16 protein-coding genes are annotated in these 16,115 nt (G+C 60.3%); 10 read left to right on the forward strand and 6 right to left on the reverse strand.

Annotated features, from left to right (window positions below; translation table 11 throughout):
* Nucleotides 1-150: 150 nt before the first annotated feature.
* The 3 genes from IPK70_12110 to IPK70_12120 form a co-directional block, all read right to left on the reverse strand.
* Complete coding sequence (locus tag IPK70_12110; protein ID MBK8227902.1) at nucleotides 151-1,008, reverse strand: SDR family oxidoreductase; 858 nt, start codon at nucleotides 1,006-1,008, stop codon at nucleotides 151-153.
* A gap of 68 nt (nucleotides 1,009-1,076) precedes the next feature.
* Complete coding sequence (locus IPK70_12115; GenBank protein MBK8227903.1) at nucleotides 1,077-1,472, reverse strand: helix-turn-helix transcriptional regulator; 396 nt, start codon at nucleotides 1,470-1,472, stop codon at nucleotides 1,077-1,079.
* Between the two features lie 142 nt (nucleotides 1,473-1,614).
* The gene (locus IPK70_12120; protein ID MBK8227904.1) at nucleotides 1,615-2,826 is read right to left on the reverse strand and encodes a tyrosine-type recombinase/integrase; all 1,212 of its coding nucleotides are present in this window, start codon (nucleotides 2,824-2,826) and stop codon (nucleotides 1,615-1,617) included.
* Nucleotides 2,827-2,856: 30 nt separating this feature from the next.
* Here IPK70_12120 and IPK70_12125 point away from each other — a divergent pair, with 30 nt between their 5' ends.
* Nucleotides 2,857-3,552: a methyltransferase gene (locus tag IPK70_12125; GenBank protein ID MBK8227905.1), complete on the forward strand. Its 696-nt coding sequence runs from the start codon at nucleotides 2,857-2,859 to the stop codon at nucleotides 3,550-3,552.
* Here the strand turns inward: IPK70_12125 and IPK70_12130 are convergent, their stop codons facing one another.
* Nucleotides 3,553-4,893, reverse strand: coding sequence for a saccharopine dehydrogenase NADP-binding domain-containing protein (locus tag IPK70_12130; GenBank protein ID MBK8227906.1), 1,341 nt, complete (start codon nucleotides 4,891-4,893; stop codon nucleotides 3,553-3,555).
* Nucleotides 4,894-5,023: 130 nt separating this feature from the next.
* On the opposite strand from IPK70_12130, the gene IPK70_12135 reads away from it, so the two are divergent.
* The 7 genes from IPK70_12135 to IPK70_12165 all read left to right on the forward strand — a co-directional run bounded on the left by IPK70_12135 (nucleotide 5,024) and on the right by IPK70_12165 (nucleotide 13,229).
* Nucleotides 5,024-6,055, forward strand: coding sequence for a DUF4476 domain-containing protein (locus IPK70_12135; protein MBK8227907.1), 1,032 nt, complete (start codon nucleotides 5,024-5,026; stop codon nucleotides 6,053-6,055).
* A gap of 31 nt (nucleotides 6,056-6,086) precedes the next feature.
* On the forward strand, nucleotides 6,087-7,463 hold the full coding sequence (locus IPK70_12140) for a hypothetical protein (GenBank protein MBK8227908.1): 1,377 nt from the start codon (nucleotides 6,087-6,089) through the stop codon (nucleotides 7,461-7,463).
* On the forward strand, nucleotides 7,460-8,842 hold the full coding sequence (locus tag IPK70_12145; protein MBK8227909.1) for an LPP20 family lipoprotein: 1,383 nt from the start codon (nucleotides 7,460-7,462) through the stop codon (nucleotides 8,840-8,842). The genes IPK70_12140 and IPK70_12145 overlap by 4 nt, the downstream gene beginning before the upstream one ends.
* Before the next feature lie 101 nt (nucleotides 8,843-8,943).
* Entirely contained in the window at nucleotides 8,944-9,540 is a 597-nt protein-coding gene (locus IPK70_12150; GenBank protein ID MBK8227910.1) for an LPP20 family lipoprotein, read from the forward strand.
* A gap of 73 nt (nucleotides 9,541-9,613) precedes the next feature.
* Entirely contained in the window at nucleotides 9,614-10,015 is a 402-nt protein-coding gene (locus IPK70_12155) for a DUF423 domain-containing protein (protein ID MBK8227911.1), read from the forward strand.
* Between the two features lie 54 nt (nucleotides 10,016-10,069).
* The gene (pckA, locus tag IPK70_12160; GenBank protein MBK8227912.1) at nucleotides 10,070-11,683 is read left to right on the forward strand and encodes a phosphoenolpyruvate carboxykinase (ATP); all 1,614 of its coding nucleotides are present in this window, start codon (nucleotides 10,070-10,072) and stop codon (nucleotides 11,681-11,683) included.
* 94 nt (nucleotides 11,684-11,777) lie between these two features.
* A complete protein-coding gene (locus IPK70_12165) occupies nucleotides 11,778-13,229 on the forward strand; it encodes a hypothetical protein (protein ID MBK8227913.1) in 1,452 nt (483 codons plus the stop codon).
* Nucleotides 13,230-13,240: 11 nt separating this feature from the next.
* On the opposite strand, the gene IPK70_12170 is transcribed toward IPK70_12165, so the two are convergent.
* Both IPK70_12170 and IPK70_12175 read right to left on the reverse strand, forming a co-directional pair.
* Complete coding sequence (locus IPK70_12170; protein ID MBK8227914.1) at nucleotides 13,241-13,711, reverse strand: DUF962 domain-containing protein; 471 nt, start codon at nucleotides 13,709-13,711, stop codon at nucleotides 13,241-13,243.
* On the reverse strand, nucleotides 13,704-14,231 hold the full coding sequence (locus IPK70_12175; protein MBK8227915.1) for a DinB family protein: 528 nt from the start codon (nucleotides 14,229-14,231) through the stop codon (nucleotides 13,704-13,706). Before IPK70_12175 ends, IPK70_12170 begins: the two co-directional genes overlap by 8 nt.
* A gap of 107 nt (nucleotides 14,232-14,338) precedes the next feature.
* Here IPK70_12175 and IPK70_12180 point away from each other — a divergent pair, with 107 nt between their 5' ends.
* Together IPK70_12180 and IPK70_12185 are read left to right on the forward strand one after the other, a co-directional pair.
* The gene (locus IPK70_12180) at nucleotides 14,339-14,761 is read left to right on the forward strand and encodes a hypothetical protein (GenBank protein MBK8227916.1); all 423 of its coding nucleotides are present in this window, start codon (nucleotides 14,339-14,341) and stop codon (nucleotides 14,759-14,761) included.
* 113 nt (nucleotides 14,762-14,874) lie between these two features.
* The gene (locus tag IPK70_12185) at nucleotides 14,875-16,110 is read left to right on the forward strand and encodes an OmpA family protein (protein MBK8227917.1); all 1,236 of its coding nucleotides are present in this window, start codon (nucleotides 14,875-14,877) and stop codon (nucleotides 16,108-16,110) included.
* Nucleotides 16,111-16,115 lie beyond the last annotated feature (5 nt).

A 16,115-nucleotide genomic window follows, 5' to 3' on the forward strand; every position in this document is an offset into this window, starting at 1 on the left:
GATAGATGCACAACTGTTCAATTACTTCCGTCAGCCGTGCTTTTGCAAATACCTTGTTAGCGGTTCGGGCTTTTGCTAATGCCAAAAGGTCAATACCGAAGTATTAACCTTTGTCCTGAAAATATTTCACGTTGACTTATTTCTTTACACTCAGCATTCCTTGTGTTCCAAATTTGTGTAAAGTCCTGTCATTATTTGCTCGTGGTGTTCATTATATTTTTGGATATGTTCTGCCATACCAATAAAATCAACTGCCTTACGGAATGGTTTTTCGCCTTTGGGTTTTTCAAGAAGTTCGGCATAAGCGTCTGCCACTTTTTGAGGGTCTTGTTGCGGATTGTTCTTTAAAACATTCTCAAAATTTTGAAGTGCTATTTCAGGCACTTTTGCAAAATCGCCATAAGCGGCTTCTCTACTTTTGTCGCTTGGCTTTATTAGATTTTCGTTAAATGAAGTTGGGTATCCTCCCGGCTCTACAATGCAATTTTCAATTCCGAAACCAGAAAGTTCTACCCTGTAATTTTCTGCTAGAGCTTCCAATGCCCATTTTGAAGCCTGATAAGCTCCGTAAAATGGCAAGGCTATTCTGCCAAGCAAGCTTGAAGTATAAACAATCAAACCGTCCTTCTTTTCACGGAAGTAGGGAACCACAGCCCTGTTCATTCGCTGAACGCCAAAGACATTGATGTCAAATACTTTTTGAAAATCAGCAGGGGTAAAGAACTCCTGCATTCCAAGAACACCCAAGCCCGCATTGTTTATCAAAACATCCAAGCCATCAAGGTCTGTAATAGCTTTTTGTACTCCGTTGTTTACGCTTGTGTCATCTGTAACATCAATCTCGATGATTTTCGCACCTGCTTTCCTCAGTTCGTCAGCAACGTTTTTGTTTTTACCGTGAATGTCACGCATTGAAGCAGCTACCTGATGCCCTTTTTGTAATAGTGTCAATACGGTTAATTTTCCAAACCCACCACTTGCACCTGTAATTAATATTTTCTTTGCCATAATCTTTTTGCATTTGTTGATGCAAAGTTGCAAATAAAGGATGGTCTTGTTATGGTGAGAAGTTCCTATTATTTGGTGTGAAGTTCAGTTCTTGAATTTAGCTCACGAAACTGTTTAGGAGTTTTGCCTTCATAACTTTTGAAAAATTTGGTGAAGTTGGAAGGGTCGAAAGTCAGTGTCTGTGCGATATGTGAAATTGTGTTGTTAGTTGTGAGCAAAAGTTCTTTAGAAATTACCATAAGCCGTTCTTCATAAATATCACAGGGAGATTTTCCCAATACTTCCTGAATAGTGTTGCTTAAATGCTTAGGACTTACAAACAACAACTCCGCTAAATCCTTTATTTCGAAAGTCTTCTCAGCTTTTCCGTTTTTAAGGTCGGTCAAATGTTTGTCAAGCTCTTGAAGATATTGGGAAACTATCTCCTTTTGTCTAACCGATGCTGTATTATTTTTAATTGTCATACTGTCAAAGTTTATGTTGTAGAGTGTCGTCAGAGCCTGACCGCTAACTGATCATATCCGCATTGCGGATATTTCCAGACTTGTGTGGAGGCTCTTATTGCGCATATCGTTCCACCTGGGTTGGTATTCCGCAATAGGACAATCACAGGTCCAGGTCATCGAGCGGGCTGCGGATCTTGCCAAGGGCTTTGGTGCTTACGTGGGTGTAGATCTCTGTGGTCTTGCTGGAGCTGTGCCCCAACAGGGCCTGAATGTAGCGCAGGTCGGTTCCCTTTTCCAAAAGGTGGGTGGCGAAGCTGTGCCGAAGGGTATGAACGGTGGCCGGCTTGGTGATGCCGGCGTTCTCTCGAGCACGATGGAAGATGGCTTGCACGCTTCGTGGTGAGTAAGGCCCGCCATCAGGGCCTTCGAACAGGTGCCGTTCGGGCTTGTACTGGATGAGGTATTCATCCACGATGGCCAGTGCTTTCCGGCTCAGGAGGGTGATGCGGTCCTTGTTGCCCTTGCCGCACCTTACAACCAATTGCCCGCGTTCCACAGCGAGGTCACGCCGTTCCAGGGCGATGAGCTCACTTAGCCGCAGGCCAGATGAATAGATCAGCATGAGGATGCACCGATGCTTCAAGTTGTCGACGCTGCGGAGCAGCGCTGCTACTTCTTCTTCGCTGAGCACAGTAGGCAGTTTCCGCTCTGAGCGCGGCCGCTCGATGAAGGTGACCCGATTGGCATCGCCCAGCACGTTCATGTAGTAGTAACGGATGGCGTTCACCGCCTGGTTCAGTGTGCTGTTGCTCACTTTTCGTTCCGTTGCCAGATGGTGCTGGAAGGCTTCGATGTCCTCCGTGCGGATGTCGTTGGGATGCTTGTTCGTGAAGTGCAGGAATAGCTGCCTGGCGGCGCCTAGGTAAACCTGGATGCTCCGCGGGCTGTAGCGTGCCACCTCCAGCTTGCGGCGCATGGCGTTCAGCGCGGCTTCTTGCACACTTGTGAGGGAACCCGCTCCCCGTGCGGCTTTCGGTGCTTGTGCGGTTGCGGGAATCGGCTTCTTTGCACTGGCGGGTTTGCTGGTGGGCTTCACGCTTGAATTCGACGCTGACGCATCGGGCTTCTTGCGCAGGCCGTTCATGTCCACCCACGCCAAGCCCTTGAATGCCGCGAAAATGGCTTGCAGATGCTCCGGTGAGTTGGGTGTGTGCCAGCACCGATGCGTGTTGCTCCATTTCGCTCCCGACTTCTTGGCTGCCGCGATGAGCGACGCTTCATAGGGGAAGCGCAAGGCGATCCTCCGCTGCGATTCATGCATCAGGTGCTCCAGCACCACAGGCTGTTTGCCGCTGACGATTTTCTTGTCCATCACGAAGAGGCAAGGTAGGATCTTCGCCGCGTGTTCCGGTTCAAGCAGTTCACCATCCACCAGGACCGCTGCGCCCTGAAGGTGGGCACCGATGCGGTGATCTTCGGCGCGTGGGTGGACTACGATGATGCGAAGCGGATCCTCGACATCGGCACGGGAACCGGCGTGCTGGCGCTGATCGCCGCACAGCGCAATGCCTCAGCGCAAGTGCATGCCGTGGAGATCGATGACGGCTCCGCTGCACAGGCCGCCGAGAATGCCGCTGCTTCGCCATGGGCCGATCGCATCCGCGTGCATCGCATGGATGTGCGGCGCATGAAGAGCGATGCGCCCTTCGACCTGATCCTGTGCAATCCGCCGTACTACAGCGGCACTGCCCCAGCCAACGAGGAACGCGGACGTGTGGCCAAGCACGGTGCGGAGCTCGCGTTCGATGAACTGCTTCGCTGCGTGCGTGATTCGCTTGCTCCAACCGGGCACTTCGCGGTGATCATTCCTTCCGATCGCGAAGCGGAGTTCGTTGCGCTGAGCGCAGCGCTGGAACTGTTCCCTGCGCGACGGTGCCTGCTTCGGTATGTGGCGCACCGGCCACCGAAGCGTGTGCTGCTGGAGCTGCGACGAATGCGCGGTGCATGCGCAGAGGAGGAACTGACCGTTGAAGGCGAAGGGCCGAAGTCCTTCACGCCCGAGGCGCGCGCCTTGGTGGCCGACTTGATCGATCGCTGATCAAACCTCGACTTCCTCCTCTCGGAACACGATGCCGTGCTTCTCCAGCTCGTTGAGGATCGGGTCATAGATCGCGGGCTTCAGCGGCAGCAGGACGCCGCGGTCCTCGAGCTTTCCGTTGAGCACCAGCTTGCACGCCATGGCGATGGGCAGTCCTACGGTACGCGCCATGGCCGTGTGCGTTCGGTCCTGCCCGATCACGCCGAGCGAGGCCTGCAATTCCTGGTGCTGCCCTTCGATGCTGTAGCGGAAGCGGTGCCACATCACCACGAGGTCCTTGTCGTCAGGGCCGAGCTTCCACTTCTCTTCGAGCAGGCGCTGCAAGGTGGCGGCTGGTGATAGGCCCGCTGCGCCGATGGGCTTGTTGCTGAAGAGTTCGAGCCAATCCAGCTTCTCCATCACTTCACCTCGGGGGTCGATGCCCAGCGTTTCAGTGAGCATGGTCCGTGTGTCGCGTCCAGCAGCGTGCGGAAGGAAGGAGTCCAGGTAGTCGTTGTAGGTGGCGGATTCGGGAAGCTCCATGGCGTAGCTGTCGTCCGTGCAGCCCAGTTGCACGAAGGTGTTCCAGGCTTCGCAGTAGCCGGCCTTACGCAGGGTGCCGCGCAGCAGGGTGGGGATCTCCTCGAGCCCGTAGGCCTTGCGGTACTTGAGCGAATCGCGGTTCGCGTAGGCATCGAAATCGCCCAGGTCGGCCACGCTGATGCGCACCGTATCGGTGAAGAGCCGGTGGTAGGGGATGTACTTCACCTGCCCGTCGCGGATGTACTTCGCCGCGCCGCCCTGCCCGGCCAGGATCACGTTGCGCGGGTTCCAGCTGAATTTGTAGCCCCATGGATTGTCGTCGCTCTCGGGCGCCACCAATCCGCCGCAATGGCTCTCGAAGGCTTCCATCCTTCCGCCCTCCGCGCGGATGCGATCGAGGATCCGCATGGCGCTCATGTGGTCGATGCCCGGGTCGAGGCCCATCTCGTTGAGCACGAGCAGCCCTTTCGCCTTGAAGTCGGCATCCATCGGCCAGAGCGCATCGGGCACATAGCTGGGCGTGATCACGTGCTTGCCGAGCGCGAGGCAATCCTTCAGCACATCCATGTGCATGAAGGCGGGCAGCATGCTGATGATCAGGTCGTGCCGCGCGATGAGGCTGGCCCGTGCTCCTGCATCCGTGGCATCGAGCGCCGTTCCTTGCGCCACGGCGGGCCCTTCATGCACCATGCGCTGGGCCTGAGCCGCATCCTTATCGGCCACGGTGATGCGCCACTCCTGCTGGTCGGCGTGGGTGATCAGGTAATGGATGAGCGATGAGGCGCTGCGGCCCGCTCCGAGGATGAGGATCTTGCGCATGTCGGCTAGGGCGCGAAGATGCGAAGCGCCCGTTGCCTACATGTGGTCAGCCTCATCAGCGCTTCGTGGCATACCCGTTGCCTTCGTCGGTCACGAACTACATTCGCGAACCCGAAAAACACCCTTTCCCATGAGCAAGCTCTCCGCTCTTCTCCTCGCCGCCTTGATGGCCCCTGTGGCGGCCTTCTCCCAGACCTGCGACCTGGTCTTCTTCACCGACGATGGCGCCAAGTTCACCCTCATCATCGATGGTGACGTGAAGAATGCCGCACCCGCCTCACGCGTGGTGGCCACCGGTATCCGCAACGAGACGCCCCTCTGCGTCGTGAAATTCGAGGACCAGTCGATTCCTGAGGTGAAGCAGAGCGGCTGGTTCACCATGGGCAAGGAGAGCACGATCCTGATCACCACCAACAAGAAGGGCCAGCGCGTATTCCGTCCGCAGGGAGAAGCCGAATTGGGCACGGCCGCTCGATCCGAGCCTGTGAAGCCGAAGCCCACTGAGTTCGTTGAGGACAAGCCTGCGCAAGCGAGGCCCGCCAACACGGTGCAGCAGGATGCGGCTGTGGGCGGAGTGCAGCAGTCGACCACGGTCACCGTGGTGGAGGAAGGCGGCGGCACGGGCACCGGGGAGAACGTGAACATGAGCATCGGCATCAACGGGGTGGGCATCAACATGAATGTGGGCGTGACCGACGGCACCACCAACCAGACCACGCGCACCACCACCACCACGCGCACCACCACGACCACCACCACCACGGGCACCGTATCCGCCGATCCGGTTGCACCAGCCAGCAAACCGGCCATGAAGCCCGCACCCGTGGAAGAGCCGTACCGCATGCCCGGCTACAGCGGACCCGTGGGCTGCCCCATGCACATGAGCGGAACCGAGTTCGCCGATGCGAAGACGAGCATCGAGAGCAAGGGCTTCGAGGAGACCAAGCTCACCCTGGCCAAGCAGATCGGTCGTGATCGTTGCTTCACCACCGAGCAGGTGAAGGGCATCATGGGCGTGTTCAGCTTCGAGGAGAGCAAGCTCGATTTCGCCAAGTTCGCCTACGACCGCACGCACGACATCGGCAATTACTACAAGGTGAACGACGCCTTCTCCTTCAGCAGCAGCATCGACGACCTGAACGAGTTCATCCAATCACGCTAAAGCGGGCTCCTCGCGCATCAGGGCATTCATCATGAAACCCTCACTCGGCATAGCCTTGTTGGCCACAGCGTTGCTTGCTGCGGGTTGTTCCGGATCGAAGTCCTTTGCCAAGAAGGGAGCGAAGCTCGATGAGGCTGGCCTGTACGCGGAGGCGGCTGCCATGTACGAGCAGAGCGCGCAGCGCAATCAGAAGAACATCGATGCCAAGATCGGGTTGAAGAAGACCGGGCAGCAACTGCTCAACGACAAGCTCAGCGCCTTCTTCAAGGCCACCGCCATGGGTTCCGCGAAGGGCGATGCCGTGAATGCCTACCTCGACGCCAAGCTCTACCAGGAGCGCGTGGGCCGCCTCGGTGTCGTGCTCGAGATCCCTGATCACTACCGCACCGACTTCGAGCGCGTGAAGGGCGAGTACCTCGTGGAACTCTACAACGAAGGCCAGGCCTTGATGGCCAAGGAGGATTACCGTGCAGCCGAGCAGGTGTTCGCCAGGATCGCGCGCTTGGAGCCGAATTACAAGGACGCCTCCAGCCTGCAGTCCATCGCCTACCTCGAGCCGCTTTACCGCGCAGGGAAATCGGACCTGGCCGCCGGTGCTTTCCGCAAGGCTTACGGGTCCTTGGATCAAGTGGTGAAGCGCGATGCGGCCTATAAGGATGCCGGCGCACTGCGCCAAGAGGCGCTCACCAAAGGGCAGTTCACCATAGCCGTGCTTCCGTTCACCACCACCTCCAAACGACAGGATATCGCTGCCCGCCTGCAGGGGCAGGCCATCACCGCGCTCACGGAGTCGGGCGACCCCTTCCTCAAGGTGGTTGACCGTGAGAACCTGGAGCGCATCATGCAAGAGCAGCGCTTGAGCCTGACCGGGATCGTCGATGAGCAAACGGCCACCCGAGCGGGCAACCTCATCGGCGCGCAGGCCCTGCTGATCGGTGATGTGACCGATTACCGCGAAGAGCCCGGCCAGCTGCGGCAGAGCACCAAGAGCGGCTTCGAGGCGTACCGTGTGGAGCAGGTGAACAAGGAAACGGGCGAGAAGTACTTCGTGACCCGCTACAAGCCTGTGAGCTACACGGAGCACTACCAGGAGAACAAGGCGCGCATCGCCGTGAACTACAGGCTCGTTTCGCTCGAGACGGGAGAAGTGCTCATGAGCAAGTCCTTCGATCGGGAGAGTGAGGACCACATGTACTACGCCACCTACACGGGCAACCGCGATGCCCTTTACCCAAGCCTGAATGGAGCCGCCGACCTCAGCAACAACCGTCGCGGGGACCTGCGCAACCTGCTGAATGCGCCTCGCGAGGTGAAGTCGTCGGCCACCTTGGGCAGCGAACTGGTTCGCCAGGGCACGGTGCAGATGGCCGCGGCCATACAGCAGGAACTCAACGAGCGCCTGCCATGACCCGGCTGCTTCTCTTCGTGGCATATTGCGCGCTGATGGCATGCAAGAGCGGGCAAACCGCTCAGGAGGCGCCGCCGCCTCCGCCCGATGACCGGCCCGAATGGGTGCGCAGCCGGCCTGTGAGCAGTGCGTATTACATCGGTGTGGGCTTGGGCAGCAAGGCCAGGGCCGATGCCGTGGAATCGGCCCGCAAGAGCGCATTGGACCAGATGGCCCAAGAGATCAGCGTGCGCGTCGAGGGAAGCAGCATCCTTTTCACGGCCGACGGCCGTAACCGCTTCGACGAGACCTTCACCAGCACCATCAAGACCACCTCGCAGGAGCAGCTCGAAGGATATGAGCTGGTGGATTCGTGGGACACTCCCACCGAGCATTGGGTGTATTACCGCCTCTCGAAGGCCGATCATGCCCGCCTGAAGGCCCAGCGGAAGTCCGCCGCCATCGGCACGGCCGTCGACCTGCATCAGCGCGCGATCGCCAGCCTCGCTGGTGGCGACCTTCGAGCAGCCATCGACCAGGACTTGCGAGCGCTCATCGCCATGAAGGCCTATTGGGGCGAGAACGATGTGGTGGAGCTGAATGGCAGGCAGGTGCCGATCGCGAATGAGGTGTTCGGCCATTTGCAAGCGCTCACCGCCGGGATACGCTTGGCGCTGTTGCCCGAACGTTGCGAGCTCGAATACGCCAACCGCTTCCGGCGCGAGGTCTTGGTCACGGCCACCTTCGCCGAAGGGAAGCTCGGGCGCGATCTGCCGCAATTGCCGCTTCGGATAACGTATGCCGGTCTCGACGGTCCGGTGGCCGAGCAGAAGAATACCGACTCCGAGGGGCGCTTGCGGATCGACGTTCAGCGCGTGGCCATTGCCCAAGGCAGCAACGATCTTGTGGTGAAGCCCGATATGGATGCCCTGGTGAGCAAGGACCTGGAACCGGAAGTCGTGAAGGCGCTCTTGGGAAGCCTTACGGTCCCTGAGGCCCGTGCCCCGATCAGCATGCGGATGCCGCGGGTGCACATGCGGTCGAATGAAACGAGCCTTGGCGCGGCCGTAGGCGATGCCGGGATCGCCGTGGTCCTCCGCGAAGAGCTCACGCGGAGCGGATTCCGCCTGGTGGACCGTGAGACCGAGGCTGAGCTCCTGCTCCAGCTGAATTGCGCTACGCGGCCCGGAGGTGAATCCAATGGATTCGCCACGGCTTTCCTCGATATGACCTACACTTTCCAGGACCGCAAGTCGCAGGACATCGTGTTCCAAGGGGCGAAGCAATCCGTGAAGGGCATCCAGCTCAGCTTGGAGAAAGCCAGCCTCGATGCCTACAAGAAAGCCGGACAGGAACTGCGTCGCGAGGTGGTGCCAGGCATCCTGAGCGCCTTCCAGTGACCCGCTTCATGTAGTTTGGCACGCGATCAGCAAAACCGAAGTCCCACCGAAACGAATCTCATCAGCACACTCAACGCCGCGCCGGGCATCGGCGAAACACCATGAAAACCTCCAAGACCACCCGCACCCTCAGCATGGCCTTCGCGGCCGTCCTGCTCGCCGGCGGAATGACCGCGTGCAAGAGCAAGAAGAAGCAGGCCGAAGTGAAGCCCGACCCGACCGGCGAGACCGAGGTCATCATCCCGTGCTCCGGCCCTGAGTTCTTCACCGACAACAAGGTGTTCCGCGCCAACAACCTGGGCGAGAGCATGGATCAGGCCACCAGCAAGAAGAAGGCGATGAGCAATGCCCGCGCCGACCTGGCCGCCGCGATCAACACCCGAGTGAAGGCGGTGATCGACAACTACGTGAACAGCCGTGAGATGCAGAACCGTGAGGAGATCGGCGAGCGCTACGAGTCCCTTGCCCGTGAAGTGGTCGATCAGCAGCTCACCGGCGTGAAGACCATCTGCGAGAAGATGATGCGCGTGAACGCCACCGGCAACTACAAGACCTATGTGGCCATCGAGCTCAGCGCCCAGGAACTGCTCTCGGCCTACAACGAACGCCTCAGCAACGATGAGCGCCTGCGCATCGACTACGACTACGAGAAGTTCAAGGAGACCTTCGAGAAGGAGATGGAGAACATGAAGAAGTAGTCCTCGAGTCCTTTCCGGGAAGCCCCTCTGCACCTGCAGAGGGGCTTCTTGCTTCATGGCGCACCTTTGCCGCATGCGAAGCAACTGGTTCGCCGTCGGGGCATTGCTCATGGCCGCAGCGGTAGGCCTCGGGGCTTTCGGCGCACACGGATTGAAGCCGCACCTGAGCCCCGACCAGGAAGCTGTATGGGCCACGGCCGTCCAGTACCACTTCATCCATGCTATTGGATTGCTGGTGTTGGGGGCCTTCGCCGGTCGATTGCCAGCCACCCCAATCAGGTGGATCGCTAGGCTGCTGATGGCAGGGATCGTGTTTTTCAGCGGCTCGCTGTACCTCTTGAGCACGAGGGAGTTGATCGGCTTGGATGGCATCGGCCCCTACTTGGGACCGGTCACTCCGCTGGGCGGCCTTTGCTTCATGGCAGCGTGGCTCGTACTGTTCATAACCGCGTTAAGGCAACATGACCAGCGTTAGTCCCTGCAGGGTGCGTCCCGCTACTTTTGGCGCCCAATTCCAAATCGCAGGAACATGAACGACTTCGGTAACAAGCCGAACAACGCCGATCTCTCGAAGCTCGGCCTGAATCGCGTGGGCGACATCTACTGGAACCTGGAGCCGGCCGAGTTGGTGGAGCACGTGCTCGTGAATGGGCAGGGCGTGCTGGCCGACACCGGGGCGCTGGCCATCGACACCGGCGAATTCACCGGACGCAGCCCAAAGGACAAGTTCACCGTGAAGGATGCCAAGACGGAAGGCACCGTGTGGTGGGGCGATGTCAACATCCCGCTCTCGACGGAAGCCTTCGACAAGCTGCACGAGAAGATCACCGCCTACCTGCAAGGCCGCGACGTGTACGTGAAGGATGCCTACGCCTGCGCCGATCCCGCATACCGGCTCAACCTGCGCGTGGTGGCCGAGATGCCCTATAGCGCCATGTTCTCCGGCAACATGTTCCTGCGCCCCACGGCAGCCGAGCTCGATGGCTTCCAGCCCGAATGGAGCATCATCTGTGCTCCGGGCTTCACGGCCAATGGCCCTGCCGATGGCGTGCGCCAGCACAACTTCGCCGCGATCGATTTCAGCCGCAAGATGATCCTCATCGGCGGCACCGGCTACACCGGCGAGATCAAGAAGGGCATTTTCACGGTGCTGAACTACGTGCTGCCCCAAGAGCGCGGCGTGCTGAGCATGCACTGCAGCGCCAACATCGGCGCCGATGGTGATACCGCAGTGTTCTTCGGCCTTAGCGGCACCGGCAAGACCACCCTCAGCGCCGACCCCGAGCGCAGGCTCATCGGCGACGACGAGCACGGCTGGAGCGAACAGGGCGTGTTCAACTTCGAGGGCGGTTGCTACGCCAAGTGCATCGACCTGAGCAAGGAGAAGGAGCCCCAGATCTGGGATGCCATCAAGTTCGGCGCGATCCTGGAGAACATCAATTTCATCGAAGACACCTCCACGGTTGATTTCGCCGACAAGAGCAAGACGGAGAACACGCGCGTCAGCTACCCCATCCATCACATCGCGAACATCGCCGAGCCGAGCGTAGGAGGGCATCCGAAGAACATCTTCTTCCTGACCTGCGATGCCTATGGCGTGCTCCCGCCGATCAGCCGCCTCACCCCTGGCCAGGCCATGTACCACTTCATCAGCGGCTACACCGCGAAAGTGGCGGGCACCGAGGCGGGCGTAACTGAGCCGCAGAGCACCTTCAGCGCCTGTTTCGGCAAGGCCTTCCTCCCGCTGCACCCGGCCAAGTACGCCGACATGCTGGGCGCTAAGATGAAGCAGCACGATGCCCGCGTGTGGCTGGTGAACACCGGATGGAGCGGCGGCGCTTACGGCACCGGAGAGCGCATGAAGCTGAAGTTCACGCGCGCCATGATCGGTGCTGCGCTCCGTGGCGAACTGGACCGCGTGGAATACTCCGAGCACCCGGTCTTTGGCGTGAGCTACCCGGTGAGCTGCCCCAATGTGCCTGCGGAGATCCTCGACGCACGCAGCACCTGGAAGGACAAGGGAGCCTACGACGCCACCGCCGAGAAGCTCGCGAAGCAGTTCAACGACAATTTCGCCAAGTACAAGGATGGCTGCAGCGCCGAGACCCTTGCTGCTGCCCCGCGCACTGCAGTGAAGGCGTGATCATGAACGCAAGATGAACGGAAGCCCTCGCGATCGCGGGGGCTTTCTTCGTCTCAGGCGCTTTGCCTTTGCTGGCCTCCATAGCTTTGCGCCGATGCGCAGATGGATGGTGCTGTTGGTTCTTGCTCCGCTGGCTCTCTTGCTTCGCGGGCAGCATGGCGGTTTCGGGTCGCTCATCTATCCGGAGAGGCTGCGGGCAGATGCCGAGCTCTTGCGGGTCGCCATCCACCAAGCGCATCCAGACCCTTACCGGTTCATTACGCGCGGCGAGCTCGATTGGGCCTTTGACCAGCTCATTGATTCGCTTCGTGAACCGCTCACTGCCGATCTTTTCCTGAGAAGGATGATGCCCGTGCTCGCTCGCATCGGAGACTCAAGGCTGCGTGCGGAACTGGATTCAGCCTTGGTGGACCGGATCATGAGCGAGGCCTTCTTGCTGCCGTTCACCGTGCGCCTCATCGATGAGGAACTCTACATCAACGCGGAGCTCAAGGGCTTCCGCAGCTTCGCGCCGGGCTCACGGGTCATTTCCATAAACGGCCTTGGTGCCGAGCGCATCATCCGCGACCTCGGCCAATGGGTCGCCGCTGATGGTGCGAATCAGTCGGGGCGCTGGCACCAGGTGCAGGAGCGCTTCTCATGGCTCTTCCTGCTCACCTACGGTTCGGCCAGGAGCTATATCGTCGAAACAGAGACGGTCGATGGAGATCGGCACGAGGATGTCGTTGCCGGCCTGCGACAAGAGGAGATTGCGCGCAGCCTGAAGCCATCAGGCCTCGCGCTTCATCCTTGGCGCAGCGCGTGGGATAAGGAGAGCGCTGCGCTCTGGGTGAGCCTGACCACGCTCGATCCGGAAGTGCTCAAGAGCAGTGGTCAGAAGCCGAAGGCCTTCCTGGAATCCGTTCTCAAGGAAGCCCGTGCGGAGGATGCGAAGGCGCTGGTGCTCGACCTGCGCGGCGCTGGCGGGCGAGAATTGGGCATGGCCGAATGGGTTTTCGCCTCCATTGCACGCGAACCCTTCAGGCTGGTGCAGGGCATCACCGTTCGCGCAACGCAGCCGCATGCGCTCCCGGGTGCGGTTCGTTTGCCGGATGAGTTCGTTGCGAGCGTGGACCGCAACTACCTGCCACCGCAGCAAGGCAGCGCTTCTTTGAGGCCCGATGATCCGCGATTGGCTCTCGTCACCCCCGACCGGGAAGCTTACGACGGACGCGTTTATGTGGTGTGCGACGGGGGCACTCGCGATGCCGCTGCATTATTGGCGATGATCGCGCACCGCACCGGGCGGGCCCGGTTGATCGGAGAGGAGACCGCCACGAATGCGCACAGCTTCACGGGTGGCCGAACTGCGACCGTGCTCGCACCGGGTTCGGGCCTGCGACTGGAGATCCCCTTGCTCCGGTACATCCCCGAAGGCGTGAGCGATGCACCGCCCGATCGCGGAGAACAACCCAGGCACCGCGTGCTTCCGATGCCCGATGCGCTTGCGAATGGCCGTGATGGTGTCCGCGGCGCATTGCTGCGCATGATCCGCGAGTTGCACTGAGCGCGGGGCGCTCAATAGGGGATGCCAAGCCGACGGTAGATGAAGCCCATCAGCCAGGCCGGCCCGATGAGCAGGAACTGAAGGTCCGTCAGGAAGCTCGGCTTCTTGCCTTCGATGTGATGACCGATGAATTGCCCAACCCAGGCTGCCGCGAAGAGCACAAGGCAGATGGCCCAGAGCGGCCAGGGCGCGTGGTCGATCAGGGCCTTTGACATCCACAGGCAAGCGTATCCCCACAAAGCCATGCCGATGGCCAGGGTGAGCGAGCGAGGCACGTAGAATCCGAGCACCACCAGCCCGACGATGAGCTTCGCCCAAGGGATTCGGCCGATATGAGGAAGTTCCTCTGGCGGCAGGGATGCGATCAGCCCGACCACGCAGAAGAAGATGGTCGGTACGCAGATCCAATGGATGAGCTTATTCAAGGGGTTCTGATGGCTCTCGCCATACAGGTCGAACCAGCGCTGAATGGTCTTAGCCATGTGCGAGGTAGCGTTGGTTGATCACATCAAGATGGTGCTGCTCGTGGCCCGCGATGGCCCAGCCCAGCGCGCGCACCGAGAAGTGGTTGCCATTGGCGGTGCCGTGCCGCAACAGCATGGCCCGCGTGAAGCTCCCGAATAGGGCGATGCTCGCTGCACGCACGGCCGCATGCTCGGAGCGGAGGTCAGGCATGGAGCGGCGGTCGGCCTCCGCAGCTGGCGCATAGGCATCTTCATCGAAGCCATGGAGCTCGGTGGCATCGTTGCGCGCGAAGCGCAAGGCCCGATACGCGAACACCCGCTCGCAGTCGATCAGGTGCTGCAGCACTTCCTTGATCGACCATTTGCCTTCAGCGTACCGGTGATCGCCCATGGCCTCGGGAAGGGATGCGGTCATCGATTCGAATCGCTCCGAGGCCAACTTGAGAACGGCCATCAGGTCGTCGCCCTCGCAGCGGGCGATGTACGGCAAGTAGTAAGCGGCGAATTCCGAGGAAGCCGGTCGTTCAATGGCATTCATGCCACCAAGGTAGCCGCTCACCAGTGATCCACCTTATGCACATGCGGTGTTGAGATCGCACCGGGCACGGGCCGATGCCAGCCGCTTCAACGCTTCTAGCTTGCCGCATGCTTCAATGGGAGCCTCCCGTCTTCGAACAGCCCTTCGAATTGTGGCGTGATGAGGGGGTGCTGCACCTTGTCCTGCTCGAGGGCGCGCAGTTGCGGCCGAAGGTGATGAAGGAGATGATCAGGCTGGTGGCTGCCATGGATGCCACGGGCCGCGTGCCGGTGCTCATCGATCATGCGCCCGGCGTGGCCGTTGATGACAGCGCCCGTGCGCTGCTGGTGCGCGTTTGCCGCGCTCAGGGCCACCCGGTTGCGGTGTACACGGCCAACGCGCAATGCCGCGGCCAGTTGGAGTTCTTCCGGCAAGTGCACCGTCCTCGCTTCCCATTCCGGGTGTTCGACTCACGCAACGAGGCATGGCGCTGGGCGCGTGAGCGATTGCAGATCGAAGCGGTTCGAAATGCCGTGAAGGCGAGGCTATGACCTTGGTTGGTGCATACCGGTCCACGGGTTGGGCGATCGCCTTGCTCACCGCTCATCATGCTTGGCCGCAGCCATCCCGGTTGGTTTCCGCGTGCAATGGCACAGACATCATCGTGGAGGTCTCGGGTGCTGGACAGGGAGCAGGCCCGGTGATGCGTGCCATCTGGAGATCGGCCCGGGACCCGGGCACTGCCTTCGAGCTGCAGCGCCTGAGCGATGCGCCTGCTGAGGATGCGGTCATGCTCGACAGGCTGGTTGAATCGGCGATCGGAGCCTACTTGGATGCGCGCGTCCATTTCACCAAGCAAGGCGTGAAGAGCGATCTGCCGGCTGAAGCCATGGCCACCGATATTGATGCATTGATCGCGGCAGCGGTTTTCCAACTGCATCCAGGTTCGGATCGCGTTGCGCTGAGCCCCAGCACGCGCGGCCAGTTGGAGCGCCTGACGCGGATCGATTGGAGCAACGCCCGATTCGGCGTGGATGGAGGCGCGGAACAGGACAAATACCTGGCGGTGTATTACTACGTGCGCAGCCAGCGGCAGGAACTCGAGCGGCAGCTGCGGGCCGACCTGCTTCCATTGAGCCAGTTGAATGTGCTCGGGGCTGAGCCAATCCCGCCGGGACAAGCCGAACGCATCAACAGCACCTGCGGCACCGTGTTCGACCAGGAGAACTACCTCTGCGCCCTTGACCTGCGCATGGCTGACACCGGCGGCGGGGCGGGATCGGATCCCGAGTTAGCCGGGGGCCTCCTGCAGGGAATTGCCGATCGCGCCGTCCCCGATTCCATCGGAACCGCTTCCGGCGCTGTCCCATCATCGCGCATTCGCAAGCGGGACCGTTGGCTGAAGCAGGAGCTCGACGCCATCAACCAGCGCATCGACCGCATGGACCAGCGCCAGGAGCTCTGGGAGCTGCGCGACCGCATGGAGGACATGGAAGACCGACTCACCGGGTTGGAGATCGACATGAAGGATGCACGTGCGCGTGGTAACGAGGAGAACCCCTCCGCCAATCTCGCAGCGCTCACCGGCCGCAACCTCGCCGTCCGGTTCGGGCGGAACAGCACCTCGCTCGAGCCGGATCAGCGCGTTCTGCTCAATGAGGTCTTCGAGCAATTGGCCCGATCACCGCAGGACAAAGTCCTCATCACCGGCTATACCGATCGCAGCGGTGATCCTGCACGCAACCTCTGGCTCAGCGAGCAGCGCGCGAAGGCCGTCCGGGGCTACCTCCTATCACGGGGCATCGACGGCGACCGCCTGCTGGTGAATTATTACGGCGACAGCCGCAGCTTGGGGCGCGATCCCGGAGAGCGGCGCGTGGAACTGGAGTGGCTGCGCTGATCGGG

Source organism: Flavobacteriales bacterium (genome assembly GCA_016712535.1).
Classification (GTDB): Bacteria; Bacteroidota; Bacteroidia; order Flavobacteriales_F; family PHOS-HE28; genus PHOS-HE28.

Excerpts from the sequence above, each read along its gene's own strand:
- IPK70_12145 (MBK8227909.1), top strand. The coding sequence starts at position 7,460 with ATGACCCGGCTGCTTCTCTTCGTGGCATATTGCGCGCTGATGGCATGC.
- IPK70_12135 (MBK8227907.1), top strand. The coding sequence starts at position 5,024 with ATGAGCAAGCTCTCCGCTCTTCTCCTCGCCGCCTTGATGGCCCCTGTG.
- IPK70_12150 (MBK8227910.1), top strand. The coding sequence starts at position 8,944 with ATGAAAACCTCCAAGACCACCCGCACCCTCAGCATGGCCTTCGCGGCC.
- IPK70_12110 (MBK8227902.1), bottom strand. The coding sequence starts at position 1,008 with ATGGCAAAGAAAATATTAATTACAGGTGCAAGTGGTGGGTTTGGAAAA.
- IPK70_12180 (MBK8227916.1), top strand. The coding sequence starts at position 14,339 with ATGCTTCAATGGGAGCCTCCCGTCTTCGAACAGCCCTTCGAATTGTGG.
- IPK70_12120 (MBK8227904.1), bottom strand. The coding sequence starts at position 2,826 with ATGGACAAGAAAATCGTCAGCGGCAAACAGCCTGTGGTGCTGGAGCAC.
- IPK70_12140 (MBK8227908.1), top strand. The coding sequence starts at position 6,087 with ATGAAACCCTCACTCGGCATAGCCTTGTTGGCCACAGCGTTGCTTGCT.
- IPK70_12155 (MBK8227911.1), top strand. The coding sequence starts at position 9,614 with ATGCGAAGCAACTGGTTCGCCGTCGGGGCATTGCTCATGGCCGCAGCG.
- IPK70_12170 (MBK8227914.1), bottom strand. The coding sequence starts at position 13,711 with ATGGCTAAGACCATTCAGCGCTGGTTCGACCTGTATGGCGAGAGCCAT.
- IPK70_12175 (MBK8227915.1), bottom strand. The coding sequence starts at position 14,231 with ATGAATGCCATTGAACGACCGGCTTCCTCGGAATTCGCCGCTTACTAC.
- IPK70_12115 (MBK8227903.1), bottom strand. The coding sequence starts at position 1,472 with ATGACAATTAAAAATAATACAGCATCGGTTAGACAAAAGGAGATAGTT.
- IPK70_12130 (MBK8227906.1), bottom strand. The coding sequence starts at position 4,893 with ATGCGCAAGATCCTCATCCTCGGAGCGGGCCGCAGCGCCTCATCGCTC.
- IPK70_12165 (MBK8227913.1), top strand. The coding sequence starts at position 11,778 with ATGCGCAGATGGATGGTGCTGTTGGTTCTTGCTCCGCTGGCTCTCTTG.
- pckA (MBK8227912.1), top strand. The coding sequence starts at position 10,070 with ATGAACGACTTCGGTAACAAGCCGAACAACGCCGATCTCTCGAAGCTC.